15 protein-coding genes and 1 pseudogene are annotated in these 18,977 nt (G+C 65.0%); 8 read left to right on the top strand and 8 right to left on the bottom strand.

The window, feature by feature from the left end; translation table 11 throughout:
• The first annotated feature begins 51 nt into the window (after positions 1-51).
• The 3 genes and pseudogenes from DY201_RS11705 to DY201_RS29730 all read left to right on the top strand — a co-directional run.
• Entirely contained in the window at positions 52-1,152 is a 1,101-nt protein-coding gene (locus DY201_RS11705) for an NADH:flavin oxidoreductase/NADH oxidase (RefSeq protein WP_115731347.1), read from the top strand.
• Positions 1,153-1,270: 118 nt separating this feature from the next.
• Positions 1,271-2,329 (top strand): M14 family metallopeptidase, encoded by a 1,059-nt coding sequence (locus tag DY201_RS11700; RefSeq protein WP_115731346.1) that lies wholly within the window; start codon positions 1,271-1,273, stop codon positions 2,327-2,329.
• Positions 2,301-2,528: pseudogene (locus DY201_RS29730) on the top strand (hypothetical protein); the annotation flags it as partial. The gene DY201_RS11700 and the pseudogene DY201_RS29730, both read left to right, overlap by 29 nt.
• A gap of 381 nt (positions 2,529-2,909) precedes the next feature.
• Here DY201_RS29730 and DY201_RS11690 read toward each other — a convergent pair.
• Both DY201_RS11690 and DY201_RS11685 read right to left on the bottom strand, forming a co-directional pair.
• Positions 2,910-3,338, bottom strand: coding sequence for a DUF1801 domain-containing protein (locus DY201_RS11690; RefSeq protein WP_115731345.1), 429 nt, complete (start codon positions 3,336-3,338; stop codon positions 2,910-2,912).
• Between the two features lie 108 nt (positions 3,339-3,446).
• Positions 3,447-4,772 (bottom strand): NAD(P)H-dependent oxidoreductase, encoded by a 1,326-nt coding sequence (locus tag DY201_RS11685; protein ID WP_115731344.1) that lies wholly within the window; start codon positions 4,770-4,772, stop codon positions 3,447-3,449.
• A gap of 316 nt (positions 4,773-5,088) precedes the next feature.
• On the opposite strand from DY201_RS11685, the gene DY201_RS11680 reads away from it, so the two are divergent.
• From DY201_RS11680 to DY201_RS11670, 3 genes are all read left to right on the top strand, one after another.
• Entirely contained in the window at positions 5,089-6,168 is a 1,080-nt protein-coding gene (locus DY201_RS11680; RefSeq protein ID WP_115731343.1) for a WD40/YVTN/BNR-like repeat-containing protein, read from the top strand.
• Between the two features lie 15 nt (positions 6,169-6,183).
• Entirely contained in the window at positions 6,184-6,492 is a 309-nt protein-coding gene (locus DY201_RS11675) for a MoaD/ThiS family protein (RefSeq protein WP_115731342.1), read from the top strand.
• A gap of 79 nt (positions 6,493-6,571) precedes the next feature.
• Positions 6,572-7,222, top strand: a complete 651-nt coding sequence (locus tag DY201_RS11670; RefSeq protein WP_165916142.1) for an SH3 domain-containing protein — start codon at positions 6,572-6,574, stop codon at positions 7,220-7,222.
• A 48-nt stretch (positions 7,223-7,270) separates the two neighbouring features.
• Here the strand turns inward: DY201_RS11670 and nadE are convergent, their stop codons facing one another.
• The 4 genes from nadE to asnB are packed head-to-tail and all read right to left on the bottom strand — an operon-like array spanning position 7,271 to position 12,074.
• On the bottom strand, positions 7,271-8,272 hold the full coding sequence (gene nadE / locus DY201_RS11665; RefSeq protein ID WP_115731341.1) for an NAD(+) synthase: 1,002 nt from the start codon (positions 8,270-8,272) through the stop codon (positions 7,271-7,273).
• Complete coding sequence (locus DY201_RS11660; RefSeq protein ID WP_115731340.1) at positions 8,269-9,804, bottom strand: class I adenylate-forming enzyme family protein; 1,536 nt, start codon at positions 9,802-9,804, stop codon at positions 8,269-8,271. The genes nadE and DY201_RS11660 overlap by 4 nt, the downstream gene beginning before the upstream one ends.
• Positions 9,805-9,823: 19 nt before the next feature.
• Positions 9,824-10,108, bottom strand: a complete 285-nt coding sequence (locus DY201_RS11655; protein WP_115731339.1) for an acyl carrier protein — start codon at positions 10,106-10,108, stop codon at positions 9,824-9,826.
• 22 nt (positions 10,109-10,130) lie between these two features.
• Positions 10,131-12,074 carry an asparagine synthase (glutamine-hydrolyzing) gene (gene asnB / locus DY201_RS11650; RefSeq protein ID WP_115731338.1) on the bottom strand — a complete coding sequence of 648 codons (1,944 nt, stop codon included), beginning with the start codon at positions 12,072-12,074 and terminating at the stop codon, positions 10,131-10,133.
• 283 nt (positions 12,075-12,357) lie between these two features.
• Here asnB and DY201_RS11645 point away from each other — a divergent pair, with 283 nt between their 5' ends.
• Positions 12,358-13,047: a N5-glutamine methyltransferase family protein gene (locus tag DY201_RS11645; protein ID WP_115731337.1), complete on the top strand. Its 690-nt coding sequence runs from the start codon at positions 12,358-12,360 to the stop codon at positions 13,045-13,047.
• Between the two features lie 79 nt (positions 13,048-13,126).
• On the top strand, positions 13,127-14,242 hold the full coding sequence (locus tag DY201_RS11640; protein WP_115731336.1) for a hypothetical protein: 1,116 nt from the start codon (positions 13,127-13,129) through the stop codon (positions 14,240-14,242).
• 18 nt (positions 14,243-14,260) lie between these two features.
• Here DY201_RS11640 and DY201_RS11635 read toward each other — a convergent pair whose 3' ends face one another.
• Both DY201_RS11635 and DY201_RS11630 read right to left on the bottom strand, forming a co-directional pair.
• The gene (locus DY201_RS11635) at positions 14,261-16,603 is read right to left on the bottom strand and encodes an SEL1-like repeat protein (RefSeq protein ID WP_165916141.1); all 2,343 of its coding nucleotides are present in this window, start codon (positions 16,601-16,603) and stop codon (positions 14,261-14,263) included.
• A 38-nt stretch (positions 16,604-16,641) separates the two neighbouring features.
• The gene (locus DY201_RS11630) at positions 16,642-18,741 is read right to left on the bottom strand and encodes a tetratricopeptide repeat protein (RefSeq protein WP_165916140.1); all 2,100 of its coding nucleotides are present in this window, start codon (positions 18,739-18,741) and stop codon (positions 16,642-16,644) included.
• Positions 18,742-18,977: the final 236 nt, after the last annotated feature.

Genomic DNA, 18,977 nt, shown 5'->3' with positions numbered 1-18,977 from the left:
CTGGCAGCTGCAAACATCTTACAGTCGCTTTCCCAGCCCGAGGAGCCGCCCATGACCGTCCATCTGTTTTCGCCGATTACTCTCGGCAAGCTCGACTTCCCCAACCGTATCGCGGTTGCCCCGATGTGCCAGTATTCCGCCGACGACGGCTCGGCGACCGACTGGCACCTGCAGCACTGGATGAACCTGGCAATGTCAGGCGCCGGCATGGTCACAATCGAGATGACTGACGTCGAACGGCGCGGCCGCATCAGCCATGGCTGCATGGGGCTTTATTCCGACGCCAACGAAGCGGCGGCAAGACGCGCCCTCGACGCGGCGCGGCGGGTGGCGACGCCGGGCGCGAAATTCGGCGTGCAACTCGCTCATGCCGGCCGCAAGGCCTCCAACCATCGGCCATGGGAGGGCTCGGGTCCGCTCAAGCCGGAAGAGGATGCCTGGCCGGTGGTTTCATGCTCGGCACTCGCCTATGCCGATGGCTGGCAGGTGCCGCACGCGCTGAGCGAGGACGAGATCGAGCAGACGATCGGCCATTTCGTCGAGGCGGCCCAGCGGGCCGAGCGCGCCGGCTTCGACTTCATCGAACTGCATTCGGCACATGGCTATCTGCTGCACCAGTTCCTGTCGCCACTGTCCAATCACCGTACAGACCGCTGGGGCGGCTCGCTGGAAAACCGCATGCGCTTTGCCATGACGATTGCGCGCCGCGTCACTGATGCGGTGCCAAACCTGATGCTCGGCGCCCGCATGTCGCTGACCGACTGGGTCGACGGCGGCTTCACGCTCGAGGAGGCCATCGAAGTTGCGAAGTCTTATCGCGAGGCTGGCGTCGCCTATATCTGCTGCTCGAGCGGCGGTAACTCTCCGCACCAGAGCCTGCGCACTGGCCCCGGCTATCAGGTCCACCTCGCCGAGGCGGTGAAGAAGGCGACCGGCATTCCCGTCCGCGCCGTCGGCATGATCGATCAACCTGAGCAGGCCGACGCCATTATCCGTGAGGGTCAAGCCGACATGGTGGCGCTCGGCCGCGCTTTGCTCGCCGATCCGCGCTGGCCGTGGCGTGCCGCAGCCAGGCTCGGCCGCGAGTTCCACGCCACGCCTCAGCTTGCCCGATCGGCGGCGCTGATGAAGCAATGGGGCTCAGCCGTCTGAGTATCTTTGGGGCCGGCGCGCTGGCTTGATCGCGCTGGATCGCGACACTTTGCTGCCGCTCTGGTGAATCACCTGCCGAGCAGCTAGGTCTGTCGCCGGAAGCATAAGGGGACATCGGATGAAGAAGTCGGTTGAGACGATCAGGGGCGACAGCGAAGGCATCGCCTACGAGTTTGCACTCTACCGCATCGCGGGCACCACGCCCGACGCCCCTTCGGCCTATATCCAGGCGGCACTGCATGGCGACGAACTGCCCGGCGTCGTCGCCATCGACGCGCTGATGCCGAAGCTGCGCAAGGCCGAAAGCGAAGGCCGCGTGCGCGGCAACCTGACCATCGTTCCGCGCGCCAACCCGATCGGCGCCAACCAGCTGCTGTTCGGGGCGTCGCAAGGCCGCTTCGACCTCGGCACGCGCGTCAACTACAATCGCGATTTCCCGTTGCTCGACAGGCCCGACACCGCGCTGTTGCCGGGTGACGAGGTGCCGATGTCGTCGGACCGGCGGCTGAAGGCGCGCCTGCTCAAGCTGTCGCTTGGCCACGACATCGTGCTCGACCTGCATTGCGATGACGAGGGTGTGGCCTATCTCTACGTGCCCGACGAACTGTGGCCGGCGATGGCCGACTGCGCCGCGAACATGGGCGTCGACGCCGTCATCCTGTGGAGCGGTCAGTCGGGCTCATCCTTCGATGAAGCCTCGCTGCATCCCTATCTCAAGATGCCGCGCAAGGAAGCACGACTCGAAAGCCGCGTCGTCACTACCGTCGAGTATCGCGGCGTCTCGGATGTCTATGCCACCGTTGCCGAAGCCGACGCCCAGGGCCTTTATCGCCTGCTTGTGGCGCGCGGCGTGATCGAGGACACCTGGATCGAAACCCAAAAGACGTTCGCCGGCGTAGTGGCGCCGATCGACCATATCGAGATGGTGCCCGCCCCTTGCGCCGGCGCCATCCTCTATCACGTCAATCCGGGCGACACCGTCAAGGCCGGCGCCCATATCGCCACGATCGTGCGCGCGGCCGGAGAAGACGGCGGCAGGGTCGAAGTGCTGGCACCGCAGGACGGCTACATCCTGACCCGCCGCTCGCACCGCGCCACGCGCGCCGGCGACGACCTCGTCAAGCTGGTCGGTGTGGCTCCCAGCAGCGATGCCAGGTCAGGCGCGCTGGAGGCTTAGGCTGAGCCAAGCCGAAGAACAGAATGCCATCGCAGCTGACCAATCAGGAAATCGCATGCGTATGCGTCCGTCGGCGCGGGTGCTTTTGCTGGATCAGTCGGGAAGCGTTCTGCTTTTCAAATTCGTCCATGCCTCCGACGCGCTGACCGGAAGCAGCTACTGGGCCACGCCAGGTGGTGCCGTTGAAGACGGCGAGACGTTCGAGCAGGCCGCCTTGCGCGAACTGCAAGAGGAAACTGGCCTGTCCGTGAACCAGTTGAGCGGCGAAGTCGGGCGCCGATCTTTCGAGATGCAGTTGGCGAGTGGCGAAAGGGTGTGGGCCGACGAACGGTTCTTCGCCGACGGTTCGGAGTGCGATCTCGTATACAGGCTGGAGCGCCAACGAACGAAGGGTCGTAGCCGATCATCGCTGGTGGTCCATCGAAGACCTCGCGCGAACATCCGACCTGATATTTCCGGAGCGCCTGTTGGACCTGTTGGCAGTCGTCTCGTCGCCAGCTGCGAAGCCTGGCGACGAGATCGGCGACATTACACGCGAATGATGCCTTCAACCGGCCGGCGCGCCAGCGTAGGTCTTGGCTCAGCCGCTCTTTGTCTTCTTCGGCGCACGGGCGGCCTTGGCCGACAAGTTGAGCGCCACCGCGGCTTGAACCAGCGCTTTCAGCGCCTTTTCGTCGAGCGTGTCGCCTTCGCGAATGTCGATGGCGCGCCTGGTGTTGCCGTCGAGGCTGGAGTTGAACAGACCTGACGGGTCCTTGAGCGACGCGCCCTTGGCGAAGGTCAGCTTGACCACGCTCTTGTAGGTCTCGCCGGTGCAGATGATGCCGGCGTGCTCCCAGACGGGAACGCCGCGCCACTTCCACTCTTCGACCACCTCTGACACAGCCTGCTTGATCAGGGCGCGGACGCGAGCGAGTGTCTCGCCGCGCCAGTCACCCAGTTCCTTGATCCGCGCATCGATCAGTTGCGAGGGCGTCGCGCCCGAGCCACTATTGCTGTCCATGGTCATCTCCTCATTGCCATGATCGCTTCAGGTGAGCCGGGTGTCCGCCAACGCCCGGGTCGCGCAGGCCTTAATCGCCTGCCGGCAGGTCCTTGGTCTTTGCCTGGGCCACTGTCATGCCTCCGCTCCATAGACCAGCCTGTCTTGCCTTGCGCGCAGCTCTGCGATCTTCGAACCTGGCGCAACGGCGGCATTGGCTGATGTGATGAGTTCGCCCTTCCTGATCGGGGCCGTCACCGTGCCGCCCTGAAGCAGGCCGCAGGGGATGGCTTTTGCCGCACGCGCTTCACCGGCCGTCATGATCCAGGCGCGGTAGGTGTATTCGCCGATGGCATCGAGCGCGTCGCCGGGCGCAAGGTCCTTCTTGGCAACGGCACAGACATCGGCCACCGGCTTGGCCAGCGGCACCATGTCGGCCTTGCCGTAGAGCACCACGCGCGCGCAGGTCAGCGGCACCTCGAGCGAGGTCAGGTGATAGGGCCGGTGGAAGGTGAAATACGGGCCATGGCCCATCTTCAGGTCTTCCATGCGCTCGCGGATGCGCGGATGCGACATGTCGGCGATGACGAAGACGCCGGGAGCCACACCCTTGCCGATCGAATAGTCGACGACGCCGACCTTCGACAAAACGCCGCCGTCCTTCTCGGGGACCAGCACCTTGTTGAGCTCCGGCAAGGTCGCCGCCGGTCCGTGCATGCCGGCCTTGTCGGGAACAAGCCCCGTCGCATTGGCAATCGCCGCCATCTCGACCATGGTCTTGGAGCCGTCGACGAACTCGACAAGCATGCGCACGTTCATATTGCGGCGGGCCGCTTCCTCGGCATAGTCGTGCGGCACCGCATCGATGTTGAGCGGATTGTTCTTGCCCTTGCCGGCGGCAACGATGGTGTGGCCCATCGCCGAGACGAACTCGATCAGTTCCATGCAGGACGACGGCTCGTCGCCGGCGCCGAGCGAATAGGTGACGCCGAGCCGGTCGGCCTCGCTCTTGAGATAGGCGCCGATGGTGACGTCGGCCTCGACATTCATCATCACCAGATGCTTGCCATGCTCCATGGCGCGCAGGCCGATCTCGGCGCCGACAGCGGGAACACCGGTCGCATCGATGACGACGTCGATCAGGCCGCTGTTGAGGATCAGATCAGCATCGTTGGTGACGGCGACCTTGCCGGCCTCGATCGCCTCGTTCAGCGCCGAGCCGGAGGCGACTTCGCGGGCATGGCCCTTCTCCTGATAGGCAATGTCGACGGCGCGATGCGCATTGGGCAGGTTGAGCTCGGAAATCGCACCGACCTCGATGCCGGGCATGTGCGCCACCCGCGCCACAATGTCGGTGCCCATCTCGCCCGAGCCGATCAGGCCGATGCGGATCGGCTTGCCAGACTTGCCTCGCTCGGCAAGATCCCGCGCCAAGCCGACTGGTGCGACGTTGATGGTCATCCGATGGTTCCTCCCGAGCACGCCGATATGTCTAACCTAAAGCGCGACGGGTATTGAATTATGGCGCCCTGTCAACTCGAATGTCGCCCGCACAGTCTGGGCTGCCGTTTGTCAGGAGCATGGCAGCTCAATCTGGCCCGCATGCCGCTTTGCCGTTATGGTCGGCAGGCTTTGTCAGCATCTGGACCAGTATCTGGATAGTCCGCGGGAGGAGCCGGGATTCCGGGCCGGTATTGCCGAGAAAAGCCAGCGTTTGAAATGCGATAGCAGCCAATCCGGATTCGATTTCTCAAGATCGACGTTGCGGGAGGAGAACATGGCAGAAAAAGTGCTTGTCCTGCTCGGCACCAAGAAAGGTGCCTTTATCGCCGAAAGCAATGCGGCACGGCAGAGCTGGAAACTGCGCGGACCGTTCTGCGAGACCTGGCCGATGAACCATGTCGTCGCTGACCAGGCGACCGGCACCATCTGGGGCGCCGGCGGCAATGAGTGGTTCGGCCCGGCGGTGTGGAAATCGACCGATCTCGGCGAGACCTGGACGCATTCATCGGAGGGGCTCGCATATGCCGAGGGCGATGAGCCGATCAAGGCGGTGTGGAGCCTCGCAAAGGGCAATGGCAGCCTTTATGCCGGCGTGCAGCCGGCCGGCCTGTTCCGCAGCGACGATTCCGGCCAGAGCTGGCAGCACATGGACGGCCTGCAGCAACATCCGTCCCGGCCGCATTGGAACCCCGGCGGCGCCGGCCTCATCCTGCATTCGCTGGTGCTCGATCCCGACGACCACGACCGCATCTGGATCGGCATTTCGGCGGCCGGCGTGTTCTACAGTGGCGATGGCGGCGCGACCTGGGAGCCGCGCAATTTCGGAACCCGCGCCGATTTCATGCCCGAGGGCGAGAATTATCCCGAATTCGGCCAATGCGTGCACAATCTGGTGATGGCGCCCGGCATGCCCGACCGGCTCTACCAGCAGAACCATTGCGGCATGTATCGATCAGACGATGGCGGCAAGCGCTGGGTGAGCATCGAAAAAGGCCTGCCCTCGACCTTCGGCTTTCCGGCCGCGGCGCACCCGCGCGACCCTGAGACCCTCTATCTCGTGCCGCTCAACGGCGACAGCGCCGGCCGCTACGTGCCCGACGCCAAGGCCGCCGTCTGGCGGACGCGAAACGGCGGCCGCGAGTGGCAGGCGATGCGCAACGGCCTGCCGCAGGAAAACGCCTATATCGGCGTGCTGCGCCAGGCGATGGCAACCGACCGGCTCGACCCCGCCGGCGTCTATTTCGGCACCAGTTCGGGCGCGCTGTTTGCCAGTGCCGACGAAGGCGAGAGTTGGGTCAACGTCACCCAGCACCTGCCGGCAATCCTGTCGGTGGAAACGCTCGTCGTCGACTAAGGGGCGCCTCGAGCGATGGACAACAACCCTGCCTCCGAAACCCCACCCACAACGCTTGCCACCGTCGTCGTTCGCCTGCCCGCAGTCCTTGTCGACCTGTTTCCCGGTGCAGTCAGGCGCGTCGACGTGCCCGCTACCACTGTCCGCGACATGGTCGATCAACTCGACAAGCGCTGGCCAGGTATGCGCGACCGCATCTGCGACAGCCGCCCGTCGATCCGCAAACACCTGAACGTCTTCGTCGAAGGCGAACGTGCAACGCTGAAGACGAAGCTCAGGCCCGGCGTCGAAGTCTTCGTATTGACCGCGATCAGCGGCGGTTAGGGCCTCCGTCGAAATTGGATTCCTCTGCGCCGGCACATCGGCTAACATCCCGAAGCTATTGATCAAGCGGGGATACCAGATGCGGAAACTCGGTCTTCTTCTTGCAATGATGCTGGCCTTCGCGCCTGCCGTGCCACACGTCGTGGCAGCCCAGGAGCGCATGGAAACGCTGCGCATGCGCCCGGGTGCCACGCAGACGACGGTGCGCGGCATCGTCTTTGGCCCGATCAGCGCGTCCTATCGGCTCGAAGCGCGCGCCGGCCAGCGTATGAGCCTCGACCTCAACTCACGCAACACCTTCCTCTATTTCAACGTGCTCGACCCGCGCGGCCGCACCATTGCTCGGGAGCAGACGCAATGGGATGGCCGCCTGCCCGCCTCAGGCCTCTACACAATACAGATTTACCTCGTTCGCGCCGAAGCGCGGCGCAATCGGCCGGCACCCTTCTCGCTTAGCGTCTCGATCTCCGGCCGCGGCGGCGAGCCCGGCCCGAACCCGGGTCCTGGCCCCGGGCCCGATCCGCGCTCCTGGCGCGTCGTCGGCGTGACCCCCAACGACGTGCTCAACATGCGCTCGACGCCGTCGCCGCGCGGTTTCCTGGTCGCGGAGATCCCCTTCGATGCCAGCGGCCTGCGTAATCTCGGCTGCCAGGACCGCCAGAGCTGGTGCAAGGTGCGCTATCGCGGCCAGGAAGGCTGGGTCAACGGCCGCTTCCTGCGGCCGGAATAGGATCTGGAACTGCACGGGCCACCGGCGAAACGGTGGCCTTTGCCGGCGTCAGATTTCCGGCACGGGATCGACGAGCAGCGGGCCGCTGTGGAGGTAGCGCGTCGTCTTGCACTTGGAGGCGATATCGGTCCACACGCGGCCGACCTGTTCGGCGGTCAGCCCGGCGGCGCGGCCGACATCCTCGGCGGATATGCCGTTGTTGAGCCCGTAGAGACACAGATCCATGCGGTCATAGGGCAAGGAGAAGTAAAACTCCTCCTGCGTCTGCTGCAACGAATAGGTGTCGGTGGTCGGCGGGCGTCGGCGGATTTCCTCGGGCACACCAAGATGGGCGGCGAGCTGATAGACCTGTGACTTGTAGAGATGGGCGATCGGCTTGACGTCGGCAGCACCGTCACCGTTCTTGACGAAGAAGCCCTGGTCATATTCCAGCCGGTTCGGCGTGCCGATGACGGCATAGTTGAGCCGGTCGGCGTGGAAATATTCGACCTGCTTGCGTGTCCGCTGCTTCATGTTGGTCGATGCGACGATGCCGAGATAGACATGCGGCGGCATGCGCAGCTTGGTCTGTTTGCCCTCGGGGTCCTGCACCACCAGCGACGAGATGTTGTAGCCTTCATTGGTCAGTGCGTTGGCGATCACGATCTTGCACGCCCATCCGGCGCCATATTCGGGCACCAACTCGCGGATGAACGCGTCGCGGCGCTCGTAGCAGCCCATTGCCTTGAGCGTCGGACCGATGTTCTCGACCACCGCCCCTATGCCGAAGGTTTCAGCGACGAGCCGTCCGAGACGCAGGCTTTCGGGGTCGGAGTCATCCTCCGGCATGAACAGCGCAAAGACGTTCTTGGCGCCGACGGCACGCACAGCAAGGGCAGCACTCACGCTCGAATCGACGCCGCCGGACAGGCCGAGCACCAGCCCGCGCCGGCGCAGCGTGCCGGTCAGCTGGCCACGGAGGGCGGCGGCTATTCTCGCAGCTTCGGCTTCAGGATCGATCGTCAGCGTCGCCGCGCCGAAACTACCGGTTTGCGCCAGTGGCATGTTCATTGCGTCGGCTCCATGGATTCGGCGGCGAGACGCCGGCTGACCTTGCCGGTATCGGTCCTGGGCAATTCGGACCGGAACTCGATGATCTTCGGCACCATGAAATCCTCGAGATTGGCCTGGCAGTGGCGGAGGATTTCACGCTGGGTCAGATTGGGATCGGACAGCACGATCAGCGCGCCGATGGCATGGCCGAGAATCGGGTCGGGCACGCCGATCACCACTGCCTCGGCGACGCCAGGACAGGCATGCAGGACGGCCTCGACCTCCTTGGGTGCAACCTTTTCGCCGCGCGTCTTGATGATGTCGTCCTTGCGCCCGACAAAATAGAGGAAACCCTCGGCATCGCGGCGGAAAAGGTCGCCTGTGTAGAGCAGCTTCTCCCACGAGTTGAAGCCTGGGCGGAGCATGCGGTTGGTGGCTTCCGAGTTCTCCCAGTAGCCTTGCATGACATGCGGTCCGCGGATGACCAGTTCGCCTGGCGTGTCGGGCGGCACCGGCTGGCCAAGATCGTCGACGACGAAGGCTTCGGTGTTGGGAATGGCTATGCCGACAGAGCCGGGACGCCTGTCGAGCTCCGCCGGCGGCAGGTAGGTGCAGCGCTTGCACTCGGTCAAGCCATACATGGAATAGAGCCGCACGCCGGTAAACAGCTCGCGTAGCCTGGCGATATGCGCCGGCGGCAGTGCCGCCGCCGTGTTGGTGACGTAACGCAGGCTGGGCATGAAGCCCGGCTTGATGTCGCGCATCTGCAGGATCAGCGCGGCCATGGTCGGCACCAGCGGGAAGCCGGTGACGTTCTCGGCGCGGATGACGTCGAAGATCGCCTGCGGGAACGAGAACGACTTCTCCAGCACCAGCGTCGCGCCCATCTTGACCGACATGATCAGCTGGTAGAGCCCGTAGTCGAAGGCCAGCGGCAGGACGTTGAGAATGATATCGTCCGATGTGTTCTCGAGATAGGTGGTGATCGAGCCGACCGCTGCCTCGATGTTGCGATGGGTCATCATCACGCCCTTGGGGCGGCCGGTCGAACCGGAAGTGTAGATGAGCATGGCAAGGTCGACATCGATGCCGCCATGACGGGGCAGCGCGGACCTGCTTTGCAGACTTTGCTCGAACGAGACGGCACCTTCAGGCGCCTTGCCGCCGGCAGCGGTCGACACGACGATCAGTTCGCCGCCGTCTTTGGCCTCGGCGACCACGGGCAGCAGCCGGGCCTGGGTCAGCACGGCGCGCGCGCGGCAGTTGCCGATGATGAAGTCGAGCTTGTCGGCCTTGGTCGACGGATTGATCGGGCTGAAGACGGCACCGGCCTTGGCGATGGCGAACACCGACACCGCGGCTTCCCAGCAGTTGTCCATGAAGACCAGCACGCGATCGCCGCGGCCGACCCCGAGATCGCCAAGCGCTGCGGCCAGCCGGTCCGACATGCTGTCGAGCTCGGCATAGGTCAGGCGCACGTCGCGGGCAATCAGAGCGGTCTTGTCGCCCCGCAACCCTGCACTGTCGCGTAAGAATTGCTCCAGTCGCATTGCCCCCTCCCGGACGCCTTCAGGCGGCGCCAGCTGCCTGCTTGATCGGCTGCGCCGCCCGCTTAGCCTCGATGAAGGCCGCGATCCGCACCAACGAGTCGAGATTGGCCGGAACGATGTCGGAATCCGCCATTTCGAGCCCGAACTGGTCCTCGATGTAGGTCACCAGTTCCAGCACGCCGGTGGAGTCGATCACGCCGCTTTCGATCAGCGAAACGTCATCGGCGAGCGCGTAGGACGTATCCCCGAACAGGAAGTTGTCGATGATGAAGGCTTTGACTGTGTCTTTGACCTGCTGCGTCATGCTCTCTCCTTTTGCTCCATCGTCAGGCAGCCTCGGTGACATCGGACCTGGATCCGGCAAATGACCGGTTCCACAGCTGCGTCGACAGGATGCCGACGAAGGCAGCGTTGTCCCGGAAGCCCAATACCGCTTGCTGCCGGCACTTTTCGGTCAGCTTCCTTACCGTCGAAACGTCGAAGAATCCTGAATCGGCGATCGCTTCGCTGCTCATCGCCTCGCGCGTCCACGGTTGTTCGCCAGCGCCGACGAAGGATTGCGAATCCGGTGCCCGGTAGGGCTGCTTTGTGCGTTGGCCGATCGACGGGGGCAACAGATCCTTGGTCGCCTCGCGCAATATGTGTTTTTCGACCAGCCCCTTGAGCTTCATGCCAGCCGGCAGCCGGCTGGCGAACTCGACAAGTCGGTGATCAAGGAACGGGAAGCGGCCTTCGATGCCATGCGCCATCGACATGCGATCACCCTGGCTCGAGAGGATGTAGCCCGGCAGCAGGTAACGGCTTTCGAGATACTGCGCCTGGTGCAGCGGGTGCCAGCGGGCGAAACGCTCCGGCAACTGGGAGGCAAGTTCCGCTGCCGCGTCGTAGGCGGCGAGCCTGGCGCGCAGGTCGCCTGAGAAGAACAGCTTGGCTGCGCCGGTGTTGCGCATGCGCGGGCGGTGCGAATAGAGCGGGTCGTCGAGGCTGTCCTTGCCGGCACCGAAGAAGGCGGCGAGATAGGCGGCCGACTGTTTCTGCAGCCCCGGCAGGTAGGGATAGAGCTTGCGGAACAGATGCGGCCGGCTCGCCGAACCCGGTTGGCGGTCGCAGAAGCGCCGAACCAGCGTCTCCTTGAAGATGTCGTAGCCGGCGAAGACCTCGTCGGCGCCTTCGCCCGTCAGCACGACTTTGATGCCCTTGGCGCGCACCAGCCCCGAGAGCTGGTATAGCGGCGCCGGGGCTGTGCGGATGACCGGCCGCTCGGTGGCGTTGATCACCTCAGGGAAGATCGAGGCGATGTCGCCGGGGCCGACATTGACCGCGCTGTGGTGCGAGCCGATGGCCAGCGCCATCTCTTCCTGGAACTCGCTTTCGTCGTGCTCGGCACTGTCGAAGGTCACCGAGAAGGTGCGCAGCCCGCCAGCGGCCATCGGCGCCGCCAGCGCCGAGACGATGGAGGAATCGAGGCCGCCCGAGAGATAGGAGCCGACGGTCACGTCGGCGCGCATGCGGATGCGGGTCGCGTCTGTCAGTAGTTCCCTGAGTTCGTCTGCCGCCTGCCTTTCGTTGCGCGGCGCGCGGCCGGCTTCGGCATCGGGGAAATCGAGCTGCCAATAGGGACGCGTGACCAGTCCGCTTTTGTCGGCGATCATGATGTGACCGGGTTCGAGCTCGTAGACGTTCTTGAACGCGGTCCGCGGCGCGATCGGCGCCCACAGCGTGAATATCTGGTCCAGTGCGATTTCGTCGAGTTCGGCGATGAAGCCCGGCACCCTGGCAAACGCCTTGGCCTCGGAGGCAAAATACAAGGTGCCACTTACTTCGGTGTAGAAGAGCGGCCGCACGCCCATCCGGTCGCGGGCGAAAAACATGCGCTGCCTTGTCGCGTCCCAGATGGCAAAGGCAAAGTCGCCATTCATCAGGTCGACGCAGTCGGGGCCCATGTCCTCGTAGAGATGCAGTATCACCTCGGTATCGCTGCCGGTGCGGAAGCGGCGGCCCCGCGCCTTCAGTTCGTCGCGCAGCTCGACATAGTTGAAAATCTCGCCGTTGAAGGCGATGTGGAGGTCGCCCGAGGCGCTGGCCATCGGCTGCTGGCCGTCGCCAAGCCCGACGACCGACAGGCGTGCATGGCCAAGGCCGGCCGACGGACAGACGAATACGCCCTGCTCGTCGGGCCCCCTGTGGGCGATTTTTCCGGTCATGCGCCGCAGCAGCTGTTCAGCAGCCGCTGGCTCGACATCCCCGAGATACCCGACAAAACCACACATACGCTCAGCTCTGTTCCGCTAGTGCGACAAGCGCACGTGTCTAGCGCAGGTTAACCAATGGTAGGAAAGCACACTTTCGATATCAAAACACATCACAAAGCCGATAGTCTCGGTTTCGCGCTCGGAGATACGATAGTAGATATTGATAGAAGGTTTTTTGTGTAATGAATTGTATGAACAAGTCATGTTGATGACAATCGCGCGCGGCAGAAGCATTGATCGGTTGACGATCCCGGGCACAACGGTTGTCATGGGCAGGGCTAAGGACTTGGCGAGGGCAACAATGCATATTGTTGAGAACAATGGCGGCAAGCCGGGAATTGCGCTGCACAAATTCATGGACATCGAGCTCGAACTAGGGCCCGACGTGCTCGTCCCGCGCGAGGAAACCGAAATTCTCGGCCGTGCCGCCATCCGCATCCTCGGCGACCGCGGCCCGGACGTCCGTGTAGTCGACATGTGCTGCGGCTCCGGAAATCTCGGCCTGGCGATCGCCAGCAAGCTGCCGGGCGCGCGGGTGTGGAGCGCCGACCTGACCGACAGCACCGTCGCCACCGCCCGCCGCAATGCCGACCGCCTCGGTTTGGCCGACAGGGTGACGATCGCCCAAGGCGACCTCTTCGGCGCCTTCGACGGGCTGGGCCTCAGCGGCTCCATTGACCTCATCGTCTGCAATCCGCCCTACATCTCCTCGGCGCGGCTTGAAGGCGACCGCAGCGAATTGTTGACGTCGGAACCGCGGGAAGCCTTCGACGGCGGTCCTTACGGGCTTTCGATCCATCAGCGGCTGATCCGTGATGCGGCAGCTTTCCTCAAGCCGGGCGGCTGGCTCGCTTTCGAATTCGGCGTCGGCCAGGACCGCCAGGTGGCGGCACTGCTTGCCCGGGCACGTCCCTACGCGCCGGTGGAATTCGTGGCCGATGCCGCCAAGACGCCGCGCGTGGCCATTGTCCGCAAACTCGATCCTGCGTGACCGGGAGTCCGACCTTCACCCTTCCTAGATGTTTCCCGCCTAAGCCATTGCTGCCGTGACTTGACCGAGGCTTCGCCCGATGCCCGAAATTCGTCCATTGCAGGCCGCCGATCTCGCGGTCGTCGCAGACATGTTCCAGCGCGTGCTGCGCAAGCGGCGCACGCCGACGCCGGCCTCGCTGCCCGGTTATCTCCACCGCCTATATCTCGACTCCACCGACGGTACGGTTGGATCGCCATCGCTGGTCCATATCGCTGACGATGGCAGGATTTCGGGCTTCATCGGCGTGACGTCAATGCCCATGCGCTTTGGCGACAGGAAGCTGAACGCCTCGATCTGCGGCTCGCTCATGGTCGACGAGGACCAGCGCAACGACCTTTCCGGCGCCAGGCTGCTCAAGGCATTTCTCGCCGGCCCGCAGGACCTCTCGTTCAGCGAGACCGCGAGCGACGTCACCGCCAGCATGTGGACGACTTTGCGCGGCTCCATCCTGCCTGATCATAGCCTCGACTGGATCAAGGTGTTCAGGCCGGCTGCCTTCGCGGTTGCCGGCGCCAGGCAGCGGGTTCCCATGGCACGCCTTGGCGCGCCGCTGGCACGCGCCGTCGATGCCTGCCTCGGCCTTCGCCGCAGCGGCGAGTTTTCGCGTTGGTTCGGTGCCGGCGACGCGATGGCATCGCAAGGCCGCTACACAGTTGCAAACATCGACGCCGACAGCTTCGCCGCACTGCTCGGCAAGTTCACCTCACGCTTCGCCATTCATCCGGACTGGAACGAAAAGGTGCTGTCCCGCATCATGTCGGACGCCTCGACCAAGAAGGATTTTGGCGACGTCATCCGCTGCACCGTGGCGGCGCGCACCGGTGCGGTCATCGGCGCCTTCATCTATTTTGGCCGGCGCGGCGACATCGGCCACATCCTGCAGGTTCTGGCACTTCCCGGCCAGGCAGGTGCCGTGATCGACTGCCTGATCAACCAGGCCGCCACAGCGGGTCTCGCCGGCATCAGGGGCAGGACCCAACCTGCACTGTTGGAGGCGATGCTCGGCCGCCGCATCATCTTCATCAATGTCAACTCGACCGTCGTGCATTCGCGCGATCCCGAACTCGTCCGGCTGTTCCAGACAGGCAACGGCTTCTTCAACGGGTTGGTCGGCGAGCACTGGAGCCGCATCTTCGGCGACCACTTCGACTGACGCCTGACCGGGCCCGGACTAGAACGCGTAGGACAGGACGTCGCCCGCCTGGCTGCTCATCGGTCCGAAACGGCAGGCGTTGGGCACCGACTTAGCCGCGCAGTAACGGCTGACGGCACGCGTGGTCGTGCCACTGAGGACGCCCGTGACAGGTCCGTTGTAATAGCCGGCCTGCTTGAGTTGCTGCTGCGCCAGATAGATGTAGCCGTTGGGGTGCGTGGTCCGCATCATGCGGACCAGCGCCTGGCGCTGCTCGGCGGAAAGTTCGTGCATCCGCGCCACTATCGACTGGTAACCCTTCGTGTCATTGGCCGCAGCCGCAAACAGCATCTCCTCCACGAGGCGGTCACCGCGCGACAGCCATGGCGACACCCCCGCGATCAGTTGCTCGGCACGTTTCGGATCGGCCTTGATGAAGGTCGTACGGCCATAGCGGCGGCCGTCGCGATAATAGCTGATCAGGTGGCGGGCTGCCGCCACGTTGCCGCTGGCCGCGGCCTGTTCGAGCAGTGCTACGGCGGCCTTGGCGTCACGCTTGGTACCCATGCCATAAAGCATGGCATCGGCCAGCGCGATGGTGGCGTCGTCCAGACCCGTCGCTTCGGCCTGGCGCAAGGCGGCGACCCCGTCGGCCGGTTTGCCGGCATTGCGCAACAGGCTCTCCGACAGCGCAGAGCCGAGGATGAGCAGCCCATAGGCGTCACCTGCCGCCGCCGCCTGGCGATAGTAGCCGGCTGCTTTCTTGCCGTTGCTCTGCAGCAGCTTGCCTTCGCGATAGAGATCGCCGAGCCGGATCAGCCCTTGCGTCCGCCCAAGCGCCGCCGCTTCGCCATATTCACGCATTGCCGCCTGGACGTCGGGCGGGCCGGCGTCGCCCCTGGTCAGCAGGTCGCCCATCACGACATGCGCCTCGGCCTCGCCGCTCGCCGTCGCAGCCTTGACCATGGCCCGGCCAGCCGCGACATCCTGTGCCGTGCCTTGCCCGCGCGCCAGCATGGCACCGGCACGGACGGATCCGATGACGTCGCCGAGCCCGGCAGCCCGGCGGTAGTAGTCGAGCGCCTTGGGCAGATCGACCGCGACGCTCATTCCGTCGCTGTAGAAGTCGCCCAGGCGCACCAGCGCCTCCGGTTCGTTCAGGTTTGCGGCGCGTTCATAGGCAGCGACTGCGCCGTCTCCGTCGACCGCACCCGACTCCGGTTCGCGCAGCAGGTCGCCGAGGCTGATCAAAGCAGACGGGTTACCCGCGTCGGCGATGCGGCGAACCATGTCGCGCCCACCTGAGACGTCACGCGCCGTGCCCAGCCCATGCGCCGTCATCTCACCGACCCTCAGGGCCGCCGGGATGTTGCCGGTCTCGGCAGCCCGCCGATAGTAGGCAAATGCAATGGCGAGGTCCCTTGCGACAGGTGACGGGCTGGTTCCGCTGTAGACATCGCCAAGGAAGGTCAGCGCTTCGACGTCGCCGGCGTCGGCCAGCCCCTTGATCGACGACAGCCCGCCCTCGACGTCCTGACGCGTACCCTGGCCACGGAATGTCAGCTCAGCCACACGTAGCTTGCCGAGCTGTTGTCCCGCCTCCGCAGCCTTTTCATAGAAGCCGAATGCCTTGGCATAATCGGGCTTGCCGGCGCGGCCGCTGCCATAGAGATCGCCGAGGCGCAGCAGCGCGTCGGGATGTCCGCGCGCGGCTGCCTTGGCATAGGCCGCCTCCGCCCCAGACACGTCGGGCACGCCGGCATCCGCGTCACTCATCAGGTCGCCCTGCGAAACCAGCGCGTAGATGTTGCCGCGATCGGCAAGCGACCGCACCAGCGCCAGCCCGGCTGCGCTGTCCTTGGCGATGCCTTGGCCGCGCGCCAGCATCTCGCCGCTACGCAGGATGCCTGTTTCATTGCCGGTCGCCGCAGCGCGGCGGTAATAGTCATAGGCGCGCGGCAGGTCGAGCGGGATCGCCCGGCTGTCGGCGTGGCTGTAGAGCCCGCCAAGCGAGGCGAGTGCAGCACCATCGCCGGCCGATGCCACCTCCTCGATGGCCGACAGACCGGCGCTGATATCCCGTTCAGTGCCTTCGCCGAGCACACGCATCTCGCCGACCCGCAGCCGTGCCGCGGCGCTGCCGGCCTCCGCCGCCTGGCGATAATAATCGAACGCCTTCGCCGGATCGCGGTTGGCGTTGTCGGCGTTGCTGTAGAGATCGCCGAGCCGCAGCAATGCGTCGGCATTGACGGCGCGCTCCTGGGCTGCGGCGCCTGACGTGGCCGGCGCGCCGGCATCGGCGACGGTTTCCGCCGACAACGCGATGCCCGCCGAAAGTGCGGCGAACACCGTCATCAGCACCACATGGCAGATACGCGACAATGCCAACTCCATAACCACCGTCGGACAAGCGACGCCGCTCAGTTTTCTCCCACCGAAGCTGCCGGATTCTCCGCGTCGACCGCCTTCAGATAATATTCGGCCGCCTTGCCGCCGTCGGCCGGAACCCCCTTGCCGTCGCGATAGAGATCGCCGAGCCTGAGCAAGGCATCGGCACGTCCCTGCCGGGCAGCATTCTCGTAGGCCGCGACCGCCGCATGACCGTCTATCGGCCCGACCGCGCCGGACAGATGGAGATCGCCGAGCACGACATAGGCATAAGGATCACCTGAAATTCCGACCTGCCTGACGAGTTCGAGACCTGCAGCAATGTCCTGGCGCGTGCCTTCGCCCCTGGCGGTCATCTCGCCCTGGCGCAACCTGCCGGTTTCGTCGCCGGCCATGCCGGCGCGGCGATAATAGTCGAACGCCTTCGCCAGGTCGGCCGGTATCGTCCCGCCAAGCCGGTAGATGTCGCCGATGCGCACCAGCGCATCCGGACGCCCCAGCGCCGCGGCTTTCTCATAGGCCTGCACCGCCTGCGTCGCGTCAACCTTGCCGGTCGAGCCATCTGCCATAAGGGCTGCAAGCGACATCAGGGCATCGCTGTTGCCGGCGTCGGCTGCGGCCTTGACCATCTGGAGGCCACCAGCGACGTCCTTGGCCGTGCCTTGGCCGCGCACCTTCATTTCGCCGGCATGCACGGCGCCCATCACGCTGCCGGCTTCGGCGGACTTGCTGAAATAACCGAATGCCGTTGCCGGATTGGGCGGCAGCAGGCCGCCAATGCCGCGTTGGTAGAGCCCACCGAGCAGGTTCATCGCGTCGGCATCGCCGTCATCGGCGAGCGAATTCATCTGTGCCAGGCCGGCGGCGACGTTGCGATCGGTGCCTTGGCCGAGCACCGTCATTTCGCCGACCCGCAGCTTGCCGGCCAGATTACCGGCCTGCGACGCCCTGACATAATAGGCGAAGGCCTTGGGCGGATCGGACGTTATCGCACCGTTGCGGCTGTAGAGGTCACCGAGTCTGACCAGCGCATCGCTATGACCGAGCGACGCCGCCTTTTCATAGGATGTGACGGCAGCGGCTAGGTCGACGGGGGCGACGGCCGCGTCGCTGAGCAGGTCGCCGAGCGCGATCAGCGCAAAGGTGTCGCCATGATCGGCAAGGCCGGCCAGCATCGCCCGCCCGGCCTGGTAGGACTGGCTCGTGCCGCGCCCCCGCGCCAGCATCTCGCCAGCGCGCAGGATGCCGGTCTCGTCGCCGCTTTCGGCGGCACGGCGGAAATAGCTGAATGCCTTGCCGAGATCGATGGCGATGACGCCGCCATCGGCGCGACTGTAAAGCGAACCGAGCAGAACGAGCCCGGCGGGATTGCGCGTGCGCGCCACCACCTCTTCGATCATTGCCAGCCCTGCCTCGACGTCCTGTGTTGTGCCCTGGCCGGTGGCGGTCATCTCGCCGACGCGCAGCTTGCCGACGTCATAGCCGAGGCTTGCGGCCTTGCGGTAATAGCCCAGCGCCCTTTCCGGCTCCATCGCCACCATGCCCTGACCGCCTGGACGATACAGATCACCAAGCAGCACCAGCGCTTCGGGATTGCCGGCATCGGCGAGCGCGCCGATCATCGCCAGGCCTTTGCCGGTGTCACGCCCAACGCCTTGCCCGCGCGCCAGCATTTCGCCGACACGCAGTTTGCCGTCAGCGTTGCCAGCCTTGGCGGCCTGGTCGTAGAACAGGTAGGCGCGCTTGGCGTCGGCGGCGACGACCCTGCCCTCGCGGTACAGGTCGCCGAGCCGCATCAGGGCTTCGGAACTGCCCATGCTCGCCGCCTGCAGGTAAAGCTCGGATGCTGCGAACGGGTCGGCCGGCGCGTCCTTGAGGACGCCGATCAGGTCGGACGGCGAGATGACCGCGTAGATGGCGGCGGGCCGGCCCGGATTGTCCAGGCCGCGATAATAGGCGAGTGCCGCTTGCGCCGCGGCCGCAGTCGTCTTGCCGTCGCGATAGAGGTCGCCGAGGGCGATGTACGACGCCGCCAGCGCCTGCACGAAGCCGTCCTGGCTGTCTTCATCGGGTTTGGTGGCCTGGATTGCGCGGGGCTTGGCAGGAGACGCCAAGCCTAGCGCCGGCGACATTGGAGCCTGTCCGGCGGGACTGGCTTCAGCTATTCCCGACACAACAACGCTGGCAACCAACAACCAGCCGATACGCATGGGCCCAAGCTCCCAACAGCGGGGCGCATCCAGGATGCGCCGCAGCTAATATGAAACAGTCATTGCATTTTTCCGGCAAGAGCATTCTTGAACGGAGCCGTTCACGAAGCCGTATTCTCCGGTAAGTCCGTCCGCTTCTTCATCCCTATGCTTCGGCG

The sequence above is a fragment of the Aminobacter aminovorans genome (assembly GCF_900445235.1).
Taxonomy (GTDB): Bacteria; Pseudomonadota; Alphaproteobacteria; order Rhizobiales; family Rhizobiaceae; genus Aminobacter; species Aminobacter aminovorans.
Note: the sequence above shows the minus strand (reverse complement) of the source record. Positions and strands in the feature narration are given on the sequence as shown.